Below are 19,461 nucleotides of genomic sequence, written 5' to 3' on the forward strand. Positions count from 1 at the left end.
TCGACTGGCGATCCATCGCCTTGTGGCTGCCGCTTTGTCGCAGCGCCGGCTTTCGTCCATAAAGTGGATATCGCTTTTCGGCACGATGCTTTAGATCGGGCCTCATGCGGAAGACCGGTTCCCACCGTTTCACGTCCTGCACCGGGACGGGCTGAACGATGAAATCATTCCACTGGGGCGCATTGGGAGGCGGAGGCCTCGGCTTTGCGCTCGGCGGGCCGCTCGGAGCGCTCGTCGGCGCGCTTGCCGGCCATGTTCTGGTCGACCGCGAGGGTGCGCCCTTCGGCCCTGCGCCCCGCCAGCTCATCTTCACCACGGGTCTCGTCGCGCTCGCCGCCAAGATGGCGCGCGCCGACGGGGTGGTGACGCGCGACGAGGTCGCTGCCTTCCGCCGCATCGTCACGGTGCCAGCCGACGAGCAGGGTCATATCGAGCGCCTGTTCGACCTCGCCAAGCAGACCAGCGCCGGCTTCGAGGCCTATGCCAGCCAGATCGCCGAGAGCTTCCGCGAGGAGCCGGCCCTGCTCGAGGACGTGCTCGACGGGCTTTTCCTGATCGCTGCCGCCGACGGCGCGATCCATGAGCGCGAGCACGACTATCTGCACGACGTCGCGATGATCTTCGGCATCGACGAGGCCGGCTTCGCCCGCATCGAGGCACGCCATGTCCGCCGCCGCGACGATCCCTATCTCGTGCTCGGCGCCAGCCGCGAGATGAGCGACGCCGAGATCCGCAAGCTGCATCGCGCTCTGGTGGTCGAGAACCACCCCGATCGCGAGATCGCCCGCGGATTGCCCGAGGAGGCCATCTGCATCGCGACGCGCCGGCTGGCTGCAATCAATGCCGCCTGGGATGCGATCCAGAAGGAGCGCGGCCTCGCTGGCCGGCTGGCTGCGCCGGCATGAGCGTCACGACCAAGCCCGACAGCCGCTTCGCCGCCAAGGTCTTCCCCTCGCCCAACCATGGCGAGCGCAAGTTCCGTGACGGGTCTGCCGATCGCCGCCCGGACACGCTGATCCTGCACTATACCGGCATGCCCGACACCGGCGAGGCACTGCAATGGCTGTGCAACCCGATCGCCCAGGTTTCCTGCCACTACTTCGTCTTCGAGAACGGCCACGCCCTCCAGCTCGTGCCCGAGGAGCGCCGCGCCTGGCATGCCGGCGCCTCGCACTGGGCCGGCGAGACCGATCTCAACTCCGCCTCGATTGGCATCGAGATCGCCAATCCCGGCCATCCCGGCGGCCTTCCCGACTTCCCGGAGGAACAGCTCGCCGCGACGCTGAACCTCTGCCGCGACATCTGCGAGCGCTGGCAAATCCCGCCCGAGCGCGTGCTCGCCCATTCCGACATCGCGCCCGGCCGCAAGATCGATCCCGGCGAGAAGTTTCCCTGGCGTCGCTTCGCTGAAGGCGGCGTCGGCATCTGGGTCGAGCCGGCGCCGATCAAGGGCGGCCGCTTCTTCGCCCGCGGCGATGCCGGCCCGCCGGTCGAGGCCCTGCAGGCGATGTTCGCCATGCTCGGCTACGGCGTCGCGGTGGACGGGGTCTATGACGAGCGCTTCGAAGCCGTCGTCGCCGCCTTCCAGCGCCATTGGCGGCCACAGAAGATCGACGGCGTCGCCGATGGCTCGACCATCACGACGCTACGCGACCTCCTGGCGCTGACACAGGAAGCGCGGACGGCGTAGAGCCGCAGCTTTCTCCAACATTGCAGCGAGTTAACTCGTCTGCGCCGCCCGTTTCTGGCATGCTGCTGCTATGGTAGGGCGACCGTGCTGCGCTGCCGGAGGAGAAGCGAACGTGCGTGTCTGGGTAATCGGGGCCGGTATCGGTGCGGCAGTGCTCGCCACCGGCTATTTGGCCCTGCGGCCGACAGGAGGCGTGGCCAACGACGCCGCCTACCGCACGGCTGCGATCGATCGCGGCCAGATCACCGCCTCGGTCCGCGCCACCGGCACCCTGACCCCTGTCACCACCGTGGTCGTCGGCTCGATGCTGTCCGGCCAGGTCGTCGAGATCCTCGCCGACTATAATTCGCAGGTGAAGGCGGGCCAGATCGTCGCCCGGCTGAACAGCGACCAGATCAAGACCCGCCGTGACGCCGCGGCCGCCGACCTCTCCCAGGCCAAGGCCGATCTCGTGGTCAAGCGCGCCCAGCTGGAGCGCGCGAGGGTCGCACGGACCAAGGCGGATTCCACCGTCAAGGACCTCGAAGCGCAGCGCGACCGCACCAAGGCGCAGCTCACCGACGCCAAGCGCACCTTCGACCGCCAGAACGAACTGTTCACCCGCGGCGCCGGCGCCCAGCAGGGCCTCGACAGCGCCCGCACCCAGGTCGAGATCCAGACCGCGACGCTCGCCTCCAACGAAGCCCAGATCGCCTCGCTCAAGGCCGAGATCAGCGGGCTCGATGCCGATATCTCGCTCGCCGAAGGGCAGGTCCAGTCCGGCGAGGCGCTGATCTCCCAGCGCGAGGCCAAGCTGAAGGACATCCTGATCGATCTCGAGCGCACCGATATCCGCTCGCCCGTCGACGGCGTCGTCGTCCAGCGTCAGGTCAATCTCGGCCAGACCGTCGCCGCCTCGCTCTCGGCGCCGGAGCTCTTCCAGATCGCCCAGGACCTGCGCATCATCGACATCTACGCCAATATCGACGAGGCCGATGTCGGGCGCCTCAAGACCGGCCAGACCGTCTCCTTCAGCGTCAACGCCTATCCGAACCGCAGCTTCCAGGGGAAGGTCGAGATGGTGCGTCTCGGCGCCCAGACCATCCAGAACGTCGTCACCTATACCGGCGTGGTGCGTGTCGAGAACCGCGACCTCGCGCTGCTGCCGGGCATGACCGCCAATGTCCAGATCGTCACCGACGACCGGCAGGACGTGCTGCGCGTGCCGAACGCTGCCCTGCGCTTCCGCCCGCTCGGCGGCCCGACCGCCCTCCCCGCCGAGGCGCCGGCCGCTCGCGGCGGCGGGAACCGTGCCGCCGGCGCGTTGCGCGAGCGCATCGAGGAGGACGTGCAGCCGACGCCGGAGCAGAAGCAGGCGATCGCCGCGATCTTCGCCGAGCGGCGCGGCGAAGGCCGGCGCCCGACCGCCGGGCTCTCGGAGGAAGAGCGCCGCGCCACCTTCCGCGCCGCGCGCGAGGAGATGCGCAGCAAGATCGCCGCCGTGCTCGATCCCGAGCGCCGCGCCAAGTTCGAGGCCTTGATGCAGGAGGGGCGCCCGGCGGCGCAGGACTTCGCGCCCGGCCGCGTCTATGTGCTCGATGGCGACGGCCAGCCCAAGCCGCTCGCGGTCCGGCTCGGCCCGAGCGACGGCGCCTTCACCCAGATCGTGCCCACCGCCGAGATCGCCGAGAACACGCAGGTCGTGGTCGGCGGCGGTCCCCGCGGCGCCGAGCCGACGCCGGCGAGCCGCGGCCCCGCCCCGCGCGGCCCGCGGCTGTTCTGAGGCGCCGGCGATGGCCCTGATCGAGGCACGCGCGCTCTCCCGGGTCTACGATCTCGATTCCGGCCGCGTCACCGCGCTCGACCGGGTCAACCTCGACATCGAGGCCGGCGATCTCGTCGCGGTGATGGGGCCCTCCGGCTCCGGCAAGTCGACCTTCATGAACCTGATCGGCTGCCTCGACCGGCCGACCGGCGGCCAGTACCGGCTCGACGGCGTCGAAGTCGAGACGCTTTCGGGCGACGGGCTCGCCGAACTGCGCAACCGCAAGCTCGGCTTCGTCTTCCAGCAGTTCAACCTGCTGCCGCGCGTCGATGCCTGCGCCAATGTCGAACTGCCGATGGTCTATGCCGGGGTCGACCGCAAGGCACGCCGCGAGCGGGCGCTCGCCGCGCTCGGCCGGGTCGGCCTCGCCGAACGCGCCCATCACCGGCCGATGCAGCTCTCCGGTGGTCAGCAGCAGCGCGTCGCGATCGCCCGCGCCCTCGTCAACCAGCCGCGCCTGCTGCTCGCCGACGAGCCGACCGGCGCGCTCGACAGCCGCACCGCGCTGGAAATCCTCGCCCTCTTCCAGGACCTCAACCGCGAGGGCGTCACCGTCGTGCTCGTCACGCACGACGCCGAGGTCGCCCGCCACGCCCGCCGCGTGGTGCGCTTCCGCGATGGCCATATCATCGCCGATGCCCGCCAGGAGCCGGCCGATGCCCGCGCCGCACTGGCGGAACTCGACCGCGCTCCCTCTGCGGAGGCCGCCGCATGAGCCTGCTGGAAGCCATTCGCTCCGCCCTCTCCGCCATCGGCGCCAATGCGCTGCGCTCGGCCCTGACCATGCTCGGCATCATCATCGGCGTCGCCGCGGTGATCGCCATGGTCGCGATCGGCTCGGGTGCCCGCGAGCGCGTCGACAGTCAGATCAAGTCGCTCGGGGCCAATCTCGCCATCATCCAGTCCGGCAACGTCACCCAGGGCGGCGTCCGGCTCGGTGCCGGCGCCTCCTCGACCCTGACCGACGAGGATGCCCGCGCCGTCGTCAACGAGGTCGAGGACGTCGTCGCGGCCGCCCCGGTGATCACCACCCGTGCCCAGGCGGTCTATGCGGGGACCAACTGGTCGACGATGATCACCGCGACCGATCTCGATTTCTTCACCGCCCGCGAATGGGGCCTCGCCGAGGGCCGGCTGTTCGAGCCTGAGGAGATTCGGCGCGGTGAGATCGTCGCGATCATCGGCCAGACCGTGGCGCGCAACCTGTTCGGCGACTCTGATCCGCTCGACCAGATGTTCCGCATCCGCAACGTGCCCTTCAAGGTCATCGGAGTGATGGCGGCCAAGGGTCAGTCGGCGCTTGGGCAAGATCAGGACGACGTCATCTTCGTGCCGCTAGACACCGGCCGGCGCCGCATCGTCGGACGCAACTATGCCCGCGACCGCTCGGTGCAGACCATCATGGTCAAGTTCGCCAGCGAGCCGGCGATCAACCCCGGCATCGAGCAGACCCGCGCCTTGCTGCGCCAGCGCCATCGCCTCACCGAGGACCAGGATGACGACTTCATCGTCCGCAACCTGACCGAGATCGCCAACACCGCGACCGCCGCCGCCAGCACCCTCTCCTGGCTGCTCGCCGCCGTCGCCGGTGTCTCGCTGCTGGTCGGCGGCATCGGCATCATGAACATCATGCTGGTCTCGGTGACCGAGCGCACCCGCGAGATCGGCCTCAGGCTCGCCGTCGGCGCCCGCCAGCGCGATGTGCTCTCGCAGTTCCTGATCGAGGCGACGACGCTCGCCACCATCGGCGGCGCCGTCGGCATCGCCCTCGGCGTCGGCGCCGCGACGGCGATCGCCCGTTTCGCCGGCTGGCCCTTCGTGATCTCGGTGGAGACCATCCTGATCGCGGTCGGGGTCTCCGGGCTGATCGGCGTCTTCTTCGGCTTCTACCCGGCGCGGCAGGCGGCACGGCTGGACCCGATCGAGGCGCTCAGGCGCGAATAGTCCACGCCAGGGGGGCGAGTCAGGCAAGCGTTAACCATTTCCGCCTAGCTTCATCGCACATCGCCCCCAGAAGCAGCGCCCTGCCGCGTCACTGCATGCGAGACGATCGTTGAACCGCAATCAGCTCTCCGACGGCGAGGCAAGGCGCCTCTACGATCAGGCTGCCCTGCTGGCGGGGCTCGGCGCCTGGGAATGTGACCTCAGGACGACGCAGCTCTGCTGGACCGACGGTGTCTACGACCTGTTCGGCCTGCCACGCGGCTCGACACTGCACCGGCCTTCGACCGTCGACCTCTATCACAACGAGTCCCGCGCCGAGATGGAGCGCCTGCGCGGCCGGCTGATCGCCAGCGGCCAGAGCTTCGTCATGGATGCCCGGATTCGCTCCGCCGCGGGAGCCGAGCGCTGGATGCGCCTCTCCGCCTCCGTCACGCACGAGCATGGTCGCCCCGTCCGTATCCACGGCGCCAAGCAGGACATCACTAGCGAGAAGGACATGTGGCAGGGGCTGCGCCGGCTCGCCTACAGCGATCCGCTGACCGGCCTCGCCAACCGCCGTGCCTTCGAAATGCAGCTCTCGGACCTCCGCCGCAGTCTCGGCGACGGCTGCGCGCTCGGCCTCCTCGCCATCGTCGATCTCGACAATCTGAAGCCGATCAACGACCGCTTCGGCCATGCCGCCGGCGACGAATGCCTGCGGCAACTCGCAATGCGGCTGGAAACCTCGCTGAGCGATGCCGCGATCGTTGCCCGCATCGGCGGCGACGAGTTCGCCCTGCTGCTCTGCTCGGCAGGTGGCCGCCCCTATCTGCTCCACCGCCTTGAAGAGGCACAGAAGGCGCTGGCGCGCCCGGTCACCTGGCACAAAAACACGATCGAAATCAGCGCCTCGATCGGCGCGACCTTGCTGCGCCCCGGCCTGCTGCACGATCCGGAACGGCGCTTCGCCGAGGCTGACGCCGCCCTCTACATCGCCAAGACGGCGGGCCGGAACTGCCTGCGCCTCTACGGCGATCCGGTGCGGGATGCGAAGGCAGCGGTGCAGGCGGCCAGCGCTGACGTGCTGCGGGTGGTTTGAGGCCGAGGACCCGGCACGGATCCCCGGTGTCCGGAACCTCCGGAAGCTACGGCGTCAGCCCTCCATCAGGTGGCTGAACAGGATCGAAAGCCCGAGGCAGACGAGCGCCATACCTCCGACACGCTCGGCCCACCGGCCGAATGTGGCGCCGATCAGGTTGCCGGCCATCATGCCGCCGGTCGACATCAGGAATGTCGCAAAGCCGATCGCCAGTGCGACGACCAGAATGTTCACGTCGAGGAAGGCCAGGGAAACGCCGACCGCCATGGCGTCGATGCTGGTGCCGATCGCTGTCGCCATCAGCGCCCAGAGCGAGCTGTCCTGTGCCGAGGCGGAGCGTTCCTCGGCAGGCTTCAGCGAATGCAGGACCATGCGCCCGCCGACGATGCCGAGCAGGATGAATGCGATCCAGTGGTCGATGGCCGCCACGTACTGGCTCGCCGCCAGACCCGCCGCCCAGCCGATCAGCGGAGTGATCGCCTCGACGACGCCGAAGATCGCACCGGTGCGGAGTGCCTCGGCGAAACGCGGCCGGCGCGATGCGGCGCCACGCCCGATGGAAGCGAGCAGGGCGTCGACGGACATGCCGACGGCGAGAACGGCTATGGAAACGGGTGACATGACTTTCTCTTGCGCGGACGAAGGACCGGACGGATTTCGGGCCTTGTCCGCAAGGCACACCGCCACGGTCTCGCTTGGCCGAGTTCACTCGGCTGGTCGCACCACGCAGTCCTCGCCGCGAGCGTGTTGATGCGACCGCGCGCCTCTGCGCGCCGCTACTCCCCGTCCCGCCAGGAGCTAAAGAGCAGACCGAAAAATGTCAATTGATTAATGTTATCAATATCTTGTCATTGAGACGCATTTGCAGTAACGGCAATAGCGCCGCGTGCCGGCGCCCCATCGGCGAGCGCTCCGACACGCCGTGGCGAAACTGTGCGCTTCATCCCGCCGAGGCACCGAGGGGTGCCCGCCGGCAAGGCCATTTCGAAAAACGGCTGCGTCCTGTCGGAACCTTCCGCTCTCGACCGTCCTTGGACTGACGGGCCAGTATCGGCCTGACGTCACAGGAAGGAGGCCGGCGATGAAAGTCACCCAGAATCTCTGGTTCGAGAAGGACATGGAAGCAGCGATCAGCCTCTATACCTCGCTCATTCCGAACTCGGCACGCGAATGGGCCAGCGCCCTGCCGGCGGACTCGCCCAGCGGGCCGGCCGAGAGCGTCAAGATCGCCACCTTCACCATTGGCGGCCAGCGCTACCAGGCCTTCGAGGCGGCACGCTCCGACAGCTTCAACCACACCTTCTCGATCGTCGTCGAATGCGAGACGCAGGCCGAGATCGACCGTCTCTGGGACGCGCTCGGCGCGGGCGGCATGATCGAGCAGTGCGGCTGGCTTCGGGATCGCTGGGGGTTGTCCTGGCAGATCGTGCCGAAGCGGCTGATCGAGCTGGTCCGCGATCCCGACCGCGCCAAGGCGAAACGCGTCGCCGAGGCGATGCTGAAGATGGTCAAGCTCGATATCGCCGGCCTGGAAGCCGCGGCCAAGGGTTAAAGCCTTCGCGCACGCAGCGGTGTTCTATGACTAAACCCGATGACCGGCCTGCGCCGGGCAGGAGGGCTTTTCCATGCTGGTGCAGCCCTGCTTCGGCCGAGGCCCACCCGCATCACCCGAAGCAGGAACCAGGCTGAGCCGCATCGGGGTATCCTCCGACTAGGCACAGCCTGTTCAGCAGCGGAACTAGCGGACCTTGGCAGCGCCAAAGCCATGGCTCCTTGCGCCCCATGCGACCGCGAATGTCGCGATCAGAAGCGCGGCCAGCACCCACGGGAACGGTGTGACTCCAAACCCGCTCAGCAAGAGGCCACCGAGGATGCCGCCGCCGGCGATGGCGAGATTCCAGGTCGTCACCAGCATCGACTGGGCGACATCGGCCGCGCGGCCCGCCGCCTTGGCGGAAGCGGTCTGGAACAGCGTCCCGGCCCCGCCGAAGGCCAGTCCCCAGACGGCGACCGCGCCATAGATCACGCCAGGCATGGTACCCGCGATTCCGAGGGCCAATGCGGAAAGGCCGAACAACGCGACGCTCGCCAGAACCAGTTGGCGCAACCAGCGATCGATCAGGGCTCCCGTGATCCAGATGCCGAGCAGCGAGGCGAGGCCGAAGACCAGCAGCACGACATCGGTCCGTTCCTTGAGGCCGGCCGGCTCCAGAAAGGGCGCGATATAGGTGTAGAGCGTGTTGTGGGCGAGCACATAGGCGAACACCACGAACAGGACAGGCCGTACGCCCGGCAACGTGAAGACCGTCCTCAGCCCGAACTCCTGTCCCCGCTTCTGGCCGGGAAAATCAGGCACGCTAGCCAGAACCCAGAACACGAGCAGCACCGTCAGCCCGCTCATCGCGCCGAAGGTCCAGCGCCAGCCCACAAGGGTGCCGAGGAAGGTGCCCACCGGAATGCCGAGCGAGAGGGCGAGCGGCGCTCCGACCATGGCGATCGCGATCGCGCGCCCCTGCAGATGCTCGGGCACCATGCGCGCGGCATAGCCGGCCGCCAGCGCCCAGAGCAGCCCGGCGCTCATGCCGGCGACGAAACGGGCGACCAGCGTGACTGCGTAACTATCGGAGATCGCCGTCACCGTGTTGACGACGGCAAAGCCGCCGATGGCAATCAGCAGCAGTGTACGCCGCCGCCAGTTCTGCGTGGCGATCGTCAGGGGAATGGCGGAGACGAGCGAGCCGACCGCATAGGCGGTGAGGAGCTGGCCGATCAGCGCCTCGGATTGTCCAAGGCTCTCAGCCATTTGCGGGAGCAGCCCCGATGGCAGGATTTCGGTGAGGAGCGTGATGAAGGCCGCCATGGCGAGCGCCAGCAAGCCCCCCAGGGGCAGCCTCGCCTCGCTCGTGCCGGTCGATATCGTATCTGTCGCTGATGTCATGGCTATCGCGCCTTCGAAGATGGATCGGCGCTTGAGGTAGCTGGTTTCCAATGAGCGAAAAACAGGACACAACTCACGACACTTTGGACATTCTCGTCATGACTGGGTGACCGCCGCATGGACAGTCTCGGAGCACTCTTCGCCTTTGTGCATGCGGCAGAAGCCGATGGGTTCACCGAGGCCGGCCGCAAGCTCGGCATCTCAGCCTCGGCCGTCAGCAAGGCGGTGGCGCGCCTGGAGGAGCGGCTCGGCGCAAGGCTGTTCCACCGCTCGACCCGCAGCGTCACGCTGACGCCGGAGGGCGCGATGTTCCTCGAACGCTGCCGGCGCATCCTCTGCGAATACGAGGCCGCAGAGCTCGAACTCTCGCGCAGTCGGGCGACGCCGCAAGGCAAGCTGCGCGTCAGCCTGCCCTCGATGAGCATGATCCCGATGGCCAAGCTCGCGGCCTTCAAACGGCGCCACCCCGAGATCGAACTCGAACTCGATGCCACCGACCGGGTTGTAGACGTCATCGGCGAGGGTTTCGACGTGGTGCTCCGCACCGGCGAGCACGCCGATTCCCGGCTGATGACCCGCACCCTCGGCCATTTCCGTCAGGCGCTCGTCGGGTCGCCGGACTATTTCCGCAGGATGGGCACGCCGGAGGCGCCGGAAGACCTCGCCCGGCACGCCTGCCTCGTCTACCGCTTCGCCAACACCGGCAAGCTCCACCAATGGCCCTTGTCCAGAGGCGGTGAGCCCGCGCAGGTCGAAATCCAGCCCAGCGTTGTCACGAACGCGCTCGAAGCGCAGATCGGCCTCGCCGAAAGCGGGCTCGGCATCGCCTGCGTTCCTGATCTATCCGTCGCCGAGCACCTGCGGCGCGGCTCCCTCGTCCGCATTCTCGAAAGCTATGTCGAGGCGCAGACCAAGCTCAGCGTGATGTGGCCCGCCAGCCGCTACGCCTCGCCGAAATTGCGGGCCTTCGTCGATTTTGCGGCGGAGGAGTTCCTGAAAGCTGCGATCGATTGAAGGGGCGCGGGAACCCCTCTCCTGGAAGGAGAGGGGCAGGGGTGAGGTGTTCGGAATGAAAACGTTGGCGTGAACCCATCTGCGCAGTCGGCCCTGGCACCACGAGCAGGCATCTACACCTCACCCAAGCGCTGCGCACTCCGCCCCGATCTGCGCGATGACGGCATCCAAATCATTCAGCACGTCCTCATTGCGGAAGCGGATGAGCATGAAGCCATGGCGCTCGATCTCGTTGCTGCGGGCGATATCGTAGTCGCGCTGAACATCATGCTGGCGCCCGTCGAGCTCGATGACGAGCCTGCGCTCGAAACTGAGGAAGTCGACGGTGTAATCGAGCAAAGGAACCTGGCGGCGGAACTTCACGCTACCGAAACGGCGTCCACGCAGGAGCGCCCAGAGGATGTCTTCAGGCTTGGTTGCCTGGCGGCGGAGCTTGCGCGCGAAATGTTGATGCTCGCCGACCATCGGAGCTTCCTTCGGAGAGCGCGTACACCTCACCCCTGCCCCTCTCCTTACAGGAGAGGGGTTCCCCGCGCCTCACCTAGCTCCTACTCGGCCGCCTCCGCATAGGCACTCGGCTCGTAGTTCAGGATCGGCGCCAGCCAGCGCTCGACCTCGCGGATATCCATGCCCTTGCGCGCCGCATAGTCCTCGACCTGGTCGCGCTCGACCTTGGCGACGCCGAAATAATACGACTCCGGATGCGAGAGATAGAGTCCGGAAACCGAAGAGCCCGGCCACATCGCATAGCTCTCAGTCAGCTTGACGCCGACCCGGCGCTCGGCCTGGAGGAGTTCGAACAGCGTCGCCTTCTCGGTATGGTCGGGCTGGGCGGGATAGCCCGGCGCCGGGCGGATGCCCTGGTATTCCTCGCGGATCAGATCCTCGTTCGAATAGTTCTCGTCCGGCGCATAGGCCCAGAACTCGGTCCGCACGCGCTGGTGCATGCGCTCCGCGAAGGCCTCGGCGATGCGGTCGGCCAACGCCTTGACCATGATCGAGCGGTAATCATCGTTGTCGCGGGCGAAGCGCTCCGAAATGCGCTCCTCTTCCGCGCCCGAGGTCACGACGAAGGCGCCGATATAGTCGGGCGAACCGCCCTCCGGCGCGACGAAGTCCGAGATGCACATGTTGGGCTTGCCGTCGCGCTTGGAAAGCTGCTGGCGCAGGCCATGGAAGGTGGCGAGCTTCTCCTGCCGGCTCTCGCCGGTATAGAGACGGATGTCGTCGCCGACGGCGTTGGCCGGCCAGAAGCCGATCACCGCCTTCGGATTGAACCAGCGCTCCTCGACGACGCGCTTCAGCATTGCCTGCGCATCGTCCCAGAGCGCGCGCGCCGCCTCGCCCTGCTTCTCGTCCTCGAGGATCGCAGGGTATCGGCCTTTCAGCTCCCAGGTCTGGAAGAACGGCGTCCAGTCGATCAGCGGTACAAGCTCAGCGAGGTCGTAGCTGCGGAAGACGCGCGTGCCGAGGAAGGTCGGCTTCGGCGGCTGGTAGCCGGCCCAGTCCGGCTTGAAGGCGTTGGCGCGCGCCTTGGTGAGCGGCAGGCGCTGCTTCTCGGCCTCGGAGCGGCGATGGGCGGCGGCGACCTTCTCGTACTCGGCCTGGAGGCCCTCGACGTAAGGCCCCTTCTGCTCCTGCGAGAGCAGGCTGGAGACGACGCCGACCGCGCGCGAAGCATCGGTGACGTAGACCGCCTGGCCCTGGTTGTAGGCCGGATGGATCTTCACCGCCGTATGGACGCGGCTCGTCGTCGCCCCGCCGATCAGCAGCGGGATGTCGAAGCCCTCGCGCTCCATCTCGGAGGCGACGGTGACCATCTCGTCGAGCGAGGGCGTGATCAGCCCGGAGAGGCCGATGATGTCGACCTTCTCCTTGCGCGCGGTGTCGAGGATCTTCTGTGTCGGCACCATCACGCCGAGATCGATCACCTCGTAATTATTGCACTGGAGCACGACGCCGACGATGTTCTTGCCGATGTCGTGGACATCGCCCTTCACCGTCGCCATCAGCACCTTGCCGGCGGCCGAACGCTCGGCGCCGCCATTGAGGCGCTTCTCCTCTTCCATGTACGGCATGAGATAGGCGACCGCCTGCTTCATCACGCGGGCCGACTTCACCACCTGCGGCAGGAACATCTTGCCGGCGCCGAACAGGTCGCCGACCACGTTCATGCCGGCCATCAGCGGCCCTTCGATGACATGCAGCGGCTTTTCGGCCTGCGCCCTCGCCTCTTCGGTATCGCGGTCGATGAACTCGGTGATGCCGTTGACCAACGCGTGCTCGAGCCGCTTGTGCACATCGGCCTCGCGCCAGGCGAGATCCTTGCCCGAGACCGCCGCCGAGCCATCGCCCTTGAAGCGCGGCGCCGCTTCGAGCAGCCGCTCGGTGGAATCCTTGCGGCGGTTGAGGACAACGTCCTCGCAGAGCTCGCGCAGTTCCGGGTCGAGGTCATCGTAGCTGCCGAGCTGGCCGGCATTCACGATGCCCATGTCCATGCCGACCTTGATGCAATGGTACAGGAAGACCGAGTGCATCGCTTCGCGCACCTTCTCATTGCCGCGGAACGAGAAGGACAGGTTCGAGACACCGCCCGAGATATGGGCGTGCGGCAGCGTCTCGCGGATGGTGCGGGTCGCGTTGATGAAGTCGTTGCCGTAGTTGTCGTGCTCCTCGATGCCGGTCGCGACCGCGAAGATGTTCGGATCGAAGATGATGTCCTCGGGCGGGAAGCCCGCGACCTCGGTCAAGAGCTTGTAGGCGCGCGTGCAGATCTCGATCTTGCGCTCATAGGTGTCGGCCTGGCCGGTCTCGTCGAAGGCCATGACCACGACGGCGGCGCCGTATTGCCGGCAGATGCGGGCATGCTCGAGGAAAGCCTCCTCGCCCTCCTTCATCGAGATCGAGTTGACGATCGGCTTTCCCTGGATCGTCTTCAGGCCGGCTTCGATCACATGGAACTTCGACGAGTCGACCATGATCGGTACGCGGGAGATGTCCGGCTCCGAGGCGATCAGGTTGCAGAACTCGGTCATCGCCTTCTCGGAATCGAGCAGGCCCTCGTCCATGTTGATGTCGATGACCTGCGCGCCATTGGCGACCTGTTCGCGCGCGACGTCGAGTGCGGCGGCATAATCGCCGGCCGTCACCAGCTTGCGGAACTTGGCCGAGCCGGTGACGTTGGTGCGCTCGCCGACGTTCACGAACGGAATGGTCTCGTCGAGCGTGAACGGCTCGAGACCGGCGAGCCTGAGATAGGGCTTGGGCTCCGGAACGGCGCGCGGCGCCTTGCCGGCAACCGCCTCTGCAATGGCGCGGATATGGTCGGGCGTCGTGCCGCAGCAGCCGCCGACCATGTTGACGAAGCCGGCATCGGCGAACTCCGCCAGCATCTTGGCGGTCGCTTCCGGCCGCTCGTCATAGAGGCCGAACTCGTTGGGCAGGCCGGCATTGGGATAGGCGCAGACCAGGGTGCCGGCGACGCGCGACATGTCCTTGATATGGGCGCGCATCTCGCGGGCGCCGAGGGCGCAGTTGAGGCCGATCGTCAGCGGGTCGGCATGGCGCACCGCATTCCAGAAGGCCTCGACCGTCTGGCCCGAGAGCGTGCGGCCGGAGAGGTCGGTGATCGTGCCGGAGATCATCACCGGCAGCTTCGAGCCCTTCTCGCGGAAGACCTCCTGGATCGCGACGATCGCCGCCTTGGCGTTGAGCGTGTCGAAGATCGTCTCGATCAGCAGCAATTCGGAGCCGCCATCGATCAGGCCGCGCACCTGCTCGGCGTAGGAATCGCGCACCTGGTCGAAGGTCACGGCGCGGAAGCCGGGATTGTTGACGTCCGGCGAGATCGAGAGGGTGCGGTTGGTCGGGCCGATCGCGCCGGCGACGAAGCGGCGGCGACCGTCCTCCTTGCGGGCGATCTCGGCGGCCTCGCGCGCGATGCGGGCGCATTCGACGTTGAGCTCGTAGACGATCGCTTCCATGCCGTAATCGGCTTGGGCGATCGAGGTGCCGGAGAAGGTGTTGGTCTCGACGATGTCGGCACCGGCCCGGTAATAGGCGAGATGGATGTCGCGCAGCGCATCGGCCTGCGTCAGCGCGATCAGGTCATTATTGCCCTTGAGGTCGTGGTTCCAGCCCTTGAAGCGCTCGCCGCGGAAGTCGGCCTCGGAGAGCTTCAGATTCTGGATCTGCGTGCCCATCGCGCCGTCGAGCACGAGGATGCGCTCGGAAGCGGCCTGGCGCAGAGCGCGCTCGATCTCGGCGCCGTCGGCGGGAGTGGGCTTGTAGTCGGACATCGGGAACGCTTTCGTCTCGGTTCTTTGCGGCGCTGGTAGCGCCCTTCCCGTCATTGCGAGGAGCGTAGCGACGAAGCAATCCAGGGGAACATGGAGCTCTGCCGCTCCTGGATTGCTTCGCTTACGCTCGCAATGACGACGTCACTCCGCCGCGACCTGCTGCGCCTGCGCCTTCTCCGGCTTCAGCCCGACGAGATGGCAGATCGCATAGACCAGGTCGGCCTTGTTCATCGTGTAGAAATGCAGGTCCGAGACGCCACGGTCGATGAGGTCGAGCACCTGCTCGGCGCAGACGGCGGCGGCGACCAGCCGGCGCGTCGCTGGATCGTCCTCCAGCCCCTCGAAGCGATCGGCCAGCCATTGCGGCACGCTCGCCCCGGTTTTGCGGGCAAAGCCGGCGGTCTGCTTGAAGTTCTGCACGGGAACGATGCCCGGCAGGATCGGGATCTCGATGCCGCGCGCGCGGACCTTGTCGAGATAGCGGAAATAAACGTCGTTATCGAAGAAGAACTGGCTGATCGCCCGGGTCGCGCCGGCATCGACCTTCTTCTTCAGCGCGTCGATATCGGCGTCGAGCGAGGCCGCCTCGGGATGCTTCTCCGGATAGGCCGAGACCGTGACCTCGAAATCGCCAACCTTGCGAATGCCGGCGACGAGGTCCGAGGTCTGGTGATAGCCCTGCGGATGCGGCTCGTAGACCGTGCCGAGCCCGCCGGCCGGATCGCCACGGAGCGCCACGATATGGCGCACGCCGGCCGCCCAATAGGCGCGGATGACCTCGTCGACCTCGCCACACGAGGCGGAGACGCAGGTCAGATGCGCCGCCGGCTTCAGGCTGGTCTCGTCGACCATGCGCTTCACCGTGTTGTGGGTGCGCTCGCGGGTCGAGCCGCCGGCGCCATAGGTCACCGAGACGAAGGCAGGTCCGAGCGGCTCGAGCCGGCGTACGCTGTCCCAGAGGCTGACCTCCATCTCCTCGTTCTTCGGCGGGAAGAACTCGAAGGAGACGCGCGGGCGGCGCGAGCCGTGCCGGCTGGGGCGGAAAGCGTTCATCACGCAACCTCACGATCGAACTGTCGAAGGGGAAAATCGCCCTGGAGGCGCCGGTCGCGGCCGCGCCAGAGCATGACGCCGAGCTGGCCGCTTCCGCCATCGGCGGCCGTGATCTCCTCGGCAAGATCGCATTCGAGGCCGGCCTCGGCGAACCAGCCGAGAATCTCGTCCTTCTCGAAGCCGAGCCGGCGATGAGCGTGCTCGGTGCGCAGGAATTCCATTTCGTGCGGCGCGAAGTCGACCAGGATCAGCCGCCCGCCCGGAGCGAGCAGCGCCGCCGCCTCGCGCAAGGCACGGGCCGGATCGTCGAGGAAATGCAGCACCTGGTGCACGATCACGAGATCGAAGGAACCGCGCGCGAAGGGCAGCGCGTAGATATCGCCCTGCCGGAGCTCGACCCGCGACAGCCCGGCCTTCTCAAGGTTGGCCCGCGCCACCGCCAGCATGGCGTGGCTGGCATCGACGCCGACCGCACGCGCCGCCTTTGGCGCCAGCCGCTCCAGCATGCGCCCGGTGCCAGTGCCGAGATCGAGCAGGGCTTGCAGCGGCTGCTCGCCGACCGCGGCCTCGACCGCAGCCTCGACCGCGGCATCGGAGACGTGCAGCGAACGCAGTTGGTCCCATTCGCGCGCGACATTGGCGAAGTAGGATTGGGCCGCAGCGGAACGGGTCGCGCGCACGGCAGCGAGCCGTTCCCGATCGGCGGCGAGAACCGGATCTGCCGAATCGAGATCGCGGGCGAGCGACAATGCCAGCGCGCCGCCCGGCGTCGCATCGTCGAGCCGGAAGAACGCGAAGGCCCCCTCGCGCGAGCGCCGCAGCAGGCCGGCCTCGGCCATCAGCTTGAGGTGCCGCGAAATGCGCGGCTGCGACTGGCCGAGAATATCGGTGAGATCGGAGACCGAGAGCTCACCTTCCGCCAGCAGCGCCAGAATCCGCAGGCGCGTTTCCTCGCCCGCCGCACGCAGCGAGGCCAGCAGGGTCGGCAGCGAATGGTGGAAGCGGCGGGTCACCGGCGAGCACCTCGAAAATCTGTAAAAGATATAAAGATATCTTTATGTCAGGGACGAGAATGATGCAAGCCTGCAGTGTCCGATATTTCAGTCGATACAGACGGATCAAACAAACGCGCGCCCCCTCGGAGATTGGATAGAGGCACGGCAAGCGACCACCGCTGATTGCCAGGGCAAAGCAGCGCCACCGCGATTCTGTTGGCGAGAGCGGGCCCTGATCCCCGCCTTCACCGCCCTGCCCTCGATTGCTATCGCACACCCGCCCGCATCGTCGCGCGCAGCACGCTGAAAATCCTGGGATCGGCGGCCTGCGCCACGTTGAAGCGCATGAAATGCCGCGCCGTCTGCGACAGGCTGAAGGCGTTGCCGGGCGCGAGCACGACCCCTTCGGCGAGCGCCTGCCGGGCGATCTCCCCCGCATCGAGCTCGCCCGGCAGCCGGCACCAGAGGAACAAGCCGCCGCGCGGCGTCAGCCAGGGCTCGATGCCGAGCGCAGCCAGTCGGCCGGTCGTCTCCGCCATGGCGCGGGCGAGCCGCTGGCGCAGCCCCTCGACATGCCGGCGATAGCTGCCGTCCTTGAGGAGGTCGAGTACCAGCTCGGCCGCGAGCCGCCCGCCGCCGAAGGAGAGCGCGACCTTGAGATCGGTCAGCCCCTCGATCCAGTCGCGCCGTGCAGCGATGTAGCCGCAGCGCACCGAAGCCGACAGCGTCTTCGAGAAGCTGCCGATCTGGATCACCCGCTCCAGCCCGTCGAGCCCGGCGAGGCGCGGCGCGGATTCCGGCTCAAGATCGCCGAAGATGTCGTCCTCGACGATGGTCAGGCCCGCCTGCTCGGCGAGCTTGAGCAGGCGGTGCGCGGTCGCCGCCGAAAGCGTCGCACCGGTCGGATTATGCAGGGCCGAATTGGTGATGTAGAGCCGCGGCCGGTGCTCGGTCAGCGCCTGCGCGAACAGGTCGAGATCGGGCCCCGACGGCGTATAGGGCACGCTGACGATGCGAGCGCGATGGGCGCGCAGCAGCGCCTGGAAATTGAAGTAGCAGGGATCGTCGACCAGCACGGTATCGCCGGGCTCGAGCAGGAAGCGGCAGACGAGGTCGATCGCCTGCGTGCCGGACTCCGCCAGGACGATCTGGTCGGGCGACGCCTCGACACCGCGCTCGGCGAGGCGATTGGCGAGAAGCTGACGCAGCGCCGGCAGGCCAAGCGGCGTGCCATACTCGGCCAGCGTCGCCGCATCGGCGCGGCCGAGCCGGCGCAACGCTCGGCGGATCGAAGCCTCCGGCATCCAGTCGGGCGGCAGCCAGCCACAACCCGGCCGCAAAGCCCCCTCGCCCGCATCGAGCGATTGCCGGGAGATCCAGAGCGGATCGACAGCCCGGTCGAGCTTCGGGGCGACGTCGGCAAGCGACAGCGGCGGGAGGCGCCGGACATAGAAGCCGGAGCCGCGCCTCGCCTGGATAGCCCCCTCGGCAGCGAGCCGCTCATAGGCTTCCACCACCGTCGATTTCGACACGCCCATGCTTTCGGCGAGCCCGCGGATCGAGGGGAGCTTGGCACCAGGCGCCAAGGTCCGGCCGGCGATGCGCTGCCGGATCGTCGCCATGACGCGCCCGACGAGCGTGTCGTCGGCGCCCGGCAGCTCGGCTGTTTCCTTAACCTGTACCGCTTCCAGCATCAGGACAGTTTGCCCGAACTGTATTGGACTGTCTCTGGAAATCTGTGACCTCTCGCGACATGCAGACGAGCCGCAGGAGGCATCATGGACAAGACTGCGAACGGCCTGCTCAACGGCTTCATCGGCGTGCTCATCTTCAGCGGCTCGCTGCCGGCGACGCGCGTCGCCGTCGCCGATTTCGACCCGATCTTCCTGACGGTGGCGCGCGCCGCCATCGCCGGGCTGTTGGGGCTCGCGCTCCTGCTCGCGCTCAGGCAGAAGCGACCTGAGCCCGCAGACCTTCTGCCGCTCGCCGTGGTCGCCCTCTGCGTCGTCGTCGGCTTCCCGCTGCTTACTGCGCTCGCCCTCCAGCACGTCACCTCCGCCCATTCGATCGTCTTCGTCGGCCTGCTGCCGCTCGCGACCGCGATCTTCGGGGTGCTCCGCGGCGGCGAACGTCCGCGCCCGGCCTTCTGGCTCTTCGCCGGACTCGGCAGCCTCTGCGTCGTCGGGTTCGCCTGGACGCAAGGCTTCGCCGCCTCTCCGGTCGGTGATCTGCTGATGCTCGCCGCGATCGTCGCCTGCGGGCTCGGCTATGCCGAGGGCGCCCGCCTCTCGCGCCATCTCGGCGGCTGGCAGGTGATCTCCTGGGCCCTGGTCCTGTCACTGCCGATCATGGCCGGCCTGACGCTGCTGACGCTGCCGGCCTCGTTCGCCCAGGCGGGCACCCCGGCCTGGCTCGGGCTCGCCTATGTCTCGCTGTTCAGCATGCTGATCGGCTTCGTCTTCTGGTATCGCGGCCTCGTCCAGGGCGGCATCGCCGCGGTGGGGCAATTGCAATTGCTGCAGCCCTTCTTTGGGCTGTCGCTGGCGGCTTTGCTGCTCGGCGAGACCGTCGGCTGGCAGATGGTGGCGACCTCGATCGCGGTGGTGGCCTGCGTCGCCGGCGCAAGGCGCTTTGCGCGGTAGACCGG

16 protein-coding genes are annotated in these 19,461 nt (G+C 67.6%); 9 read left to right on the top strand and 7 right to left on the bottom strand.

Translation table 11 applies throughout. The features are described from left to right. Positions 1-158 precede the first annotated feature (158 nt). The 6 genes from AC1REK_RS07725 to AC1REK_RS07750 all read left to right on the top strand — a co-directional run bounded on the left by AC1REK_RS07725 (position 159) and on the right by AC1REK_RS07750 (position 6,516). Complete coding sequence (locus tag AC1REK_RS07725; protein WP_316018758.1) at positions 159-905, top strand: TerB family tellurite resistance protein; 747 nt, start codon at positions 159-161, stop codon at positions 903-905. Further along, positions 902-1,690 carry an N-acetylmuramoyl-L-alanine amidase gene (locus tag AC1REK_RS07730; RefSeq protein WP_492268495.1) on the top strand — a complete coding sequence of 263 codons (789 nt, stop codon included), beginning with the start codon at positions 902-904 and terminating at the stop codon, positions 1,688-1,690. The genes AC1REK_RS07725 and AC1REK_RS07730 overlap by 4 nt, the downstream gene beginning before the upstream one ends. A gap of 112 nt (positions 1,691-1,802) precedes the next feature. Next, the gene (locus AC1REK_RS07735; RefSeq protein ID WP_492268494.1) at positions 1,803-3,452 is read left to right on the top strand and encodes a hypothetical protein; all 1,650 of its coding nucleotides are present in this window, start codon (positions 1,803-1,805) and stop codon (positions 3,450-3,452) included. Positions 3,453-3,462: 10 nt separating this feature from the next. Then, positions 3,463-4,209 (top strand): ABC transporter ATP-binding protein, encoded by a 747-nt coding sequence (locus AC1REK_RS07740; protein WP_492268493.1) that lies wholly within the window; start codon positions 3,463-3,465, stop codon positions 4,207-4,209. Beyond that, the gene (locus AC1REK_RS07745) at positions 4,206-5,438 is read left to right on the top strand and encodes an ABC transporter permease (RefSeq protein ID WP_316017715.1); all 1,233 of its coding nucleotides are present in this window, start codon (positions 4,206-4,208) and stop codon (positions 5,436-5,438) included. Before AC1REK_RS07740 ends, AC1REK_RS07745 begins: the two co-directional genes overlap by 4 nt. 109 nt (positions 5,439-5,547) lie before the next feature. Next, positions 5,548-6,516, top strand: coding sequence for a diguanylate cyclase domain-containing protein (locus tag AC1REK_RS07750; RefSeq protein ID WP_492268492.1), 969 nt, complete (start codon positions 5,548-5,550; stop codon positions 6,514-6,516). A 54-nt stretch (positions 6,517-6,570) separates the two neighbouring features. On the opposite strand, the gene AC1REK_RS07755 is transcribed toward AC1REK_RS07750, so the two are convergent. Further along, a complete protein-coding gene (locus tag AC1REK_RS07755; protein WP_492268491.1) occupies positions 6,571-7,137 on the bottom strand; it encodes a manganese efflux pump MntP in 567 nt (188 codons plus the stop codon). Positions 7,138-7,597: 460 nt separating this feature from the next. On the opposite strand from AC1REK_RS07755, the gene AC1REK_RS07760 reads away from it, so the two are divergent. Further along, positions 7,598-8,068 (top strand): VOC family protein, encoded by a 471-nt coding sequence (locus tag AC1REK_RS07760; RefSeq protein ID WP_327522043.1) that lies wholly within the window; start codon positions 7,598-7,600, stop codon positions 8,066-8,068. Positions 8,069-8,254: 186 nt separating this feature from the next. On the opposite strand, the gene AC1REK_RS07765 is transcribed toward AC1REK_RS07760, so the two are convergent. Then, positions 8,255-9,454 carry an MFS transporter gene (locus AC1REK_RS07765; protein WP_492268490.1) on the bottom strand — a complete coding sequence of 400 codons (1,200 nt, stop codon included), beginning with the start codon at positions 9,452-9,454 and terminating at the stop codon, positions 8,255-8,257. Between the two features lie 117 nt (positions 9,455-9,571). On the opposite strand from AC1REK_RS07765, the gene AC1REK_RS07770 reads away from it, so the two are divergent. Then, positions 9,572-10,468, top strand: coding sequence for a LysR family transcriptional regulator (locus AC1REK_RS07770; RefSeq protein ID WP_492268489.1), 897 nt, complete (start codon positions 9,572-9,574; stop codon positions 10,466-10,468). Between the two features lie 120 nt (positions 10,469-10,588). On the opposite strand, the gene AC1REK_RS07775 is transcribed toward AC1REK_RS07770, so the two are convergent. From AC1REK_RS07775 to AC1REK_RS07795, 5 genes are all read right to left on the bottom strand, one after another. Further along, positions 10,589-10,933: an endonuclease domain-containing protein gene (locus AC1REK_RS07775; RefSeq protein ID WP_492268488.1), complete on the bottom strand. Its 345-nt coding sequence runs from the start codon at positions 10,931-10,933 to the stop codon at positions 10,589-10,591. 83 nt (positions 10,934-11,016) lie between these two features. After that, positions 11,017-14,766 (bottom strand): methionine synthase, encoded by a 3,750-nt coding sequence (gene metH / locus AC1REK_RS07780; RefSeq protein ID WP_492268487.1) that lies wholly within the window; start codon positions 14,764-14,766, stop codon positions 11,017-11,019. Positions 14,767-14,907: 141 nt separating this feature from the next. After that, on the bottom strand, positions 14,908-15,819 hold the full coding sequence (metF, locus tag AC1REK_RS07785) for a methylenetetrahydrofolate reductase [NAD(P)H] (RefSeq protein WP_492268486.1): 912 nt from the start codon (positions 15,817-15,819) through the stop codon (positions 14,908-14,910). Further along, positions 15,819-16,832: an ArsR/SmtB family transcription factor gene (locus tag AC1REK_RS07790; protein ID WP_492268485.1), complete on the bottom strand. Its 1,014-nt coding sequence runs from the start codon at positions 16,830-16,832 to the stop codon at positions 15,819-15,821. Before AC1REK_RS07790 ends, metF begins: the two co-directional genes overlap by 1 nt. 248 nt (positions 16,833-17,080) lie before the next feature. Continuing rightward, positions 17,081-18,508, bottom strand: coding sequence for an aminotransferase-like domain-containing protein (locus AC1REK_RS07795; RefSeq protein WP_492268484.1), 1,428 nt, complete (start codon positions 18,506-18,508; stop codon positions 17,081-17,083). An 84-nt stretch (positions 18,509-18,592) separates the two neighbouring features. Here AC1REK_RS07795 and AC1REK_RS07800 point away from each other — a divergent pair, with 84 nt between their 5' ends. After that, positions 18,593-19,456: a DMT family transporter gene (locus AC1REK_RS07800; RefSeq protein WP_492268483.1), complete on the top strand. Its 864-nt coding sequence runs from the start codon at positions 18,593-18,595 to the stop codon at positions 19,454-19,456. Positions 19,457-19,461: the final 5 nt, after the last annotated feature.

The sequence above is a fragment of the Allobosea sp. GW823-FHT02B03 genome (assembly GCF_058797755.1).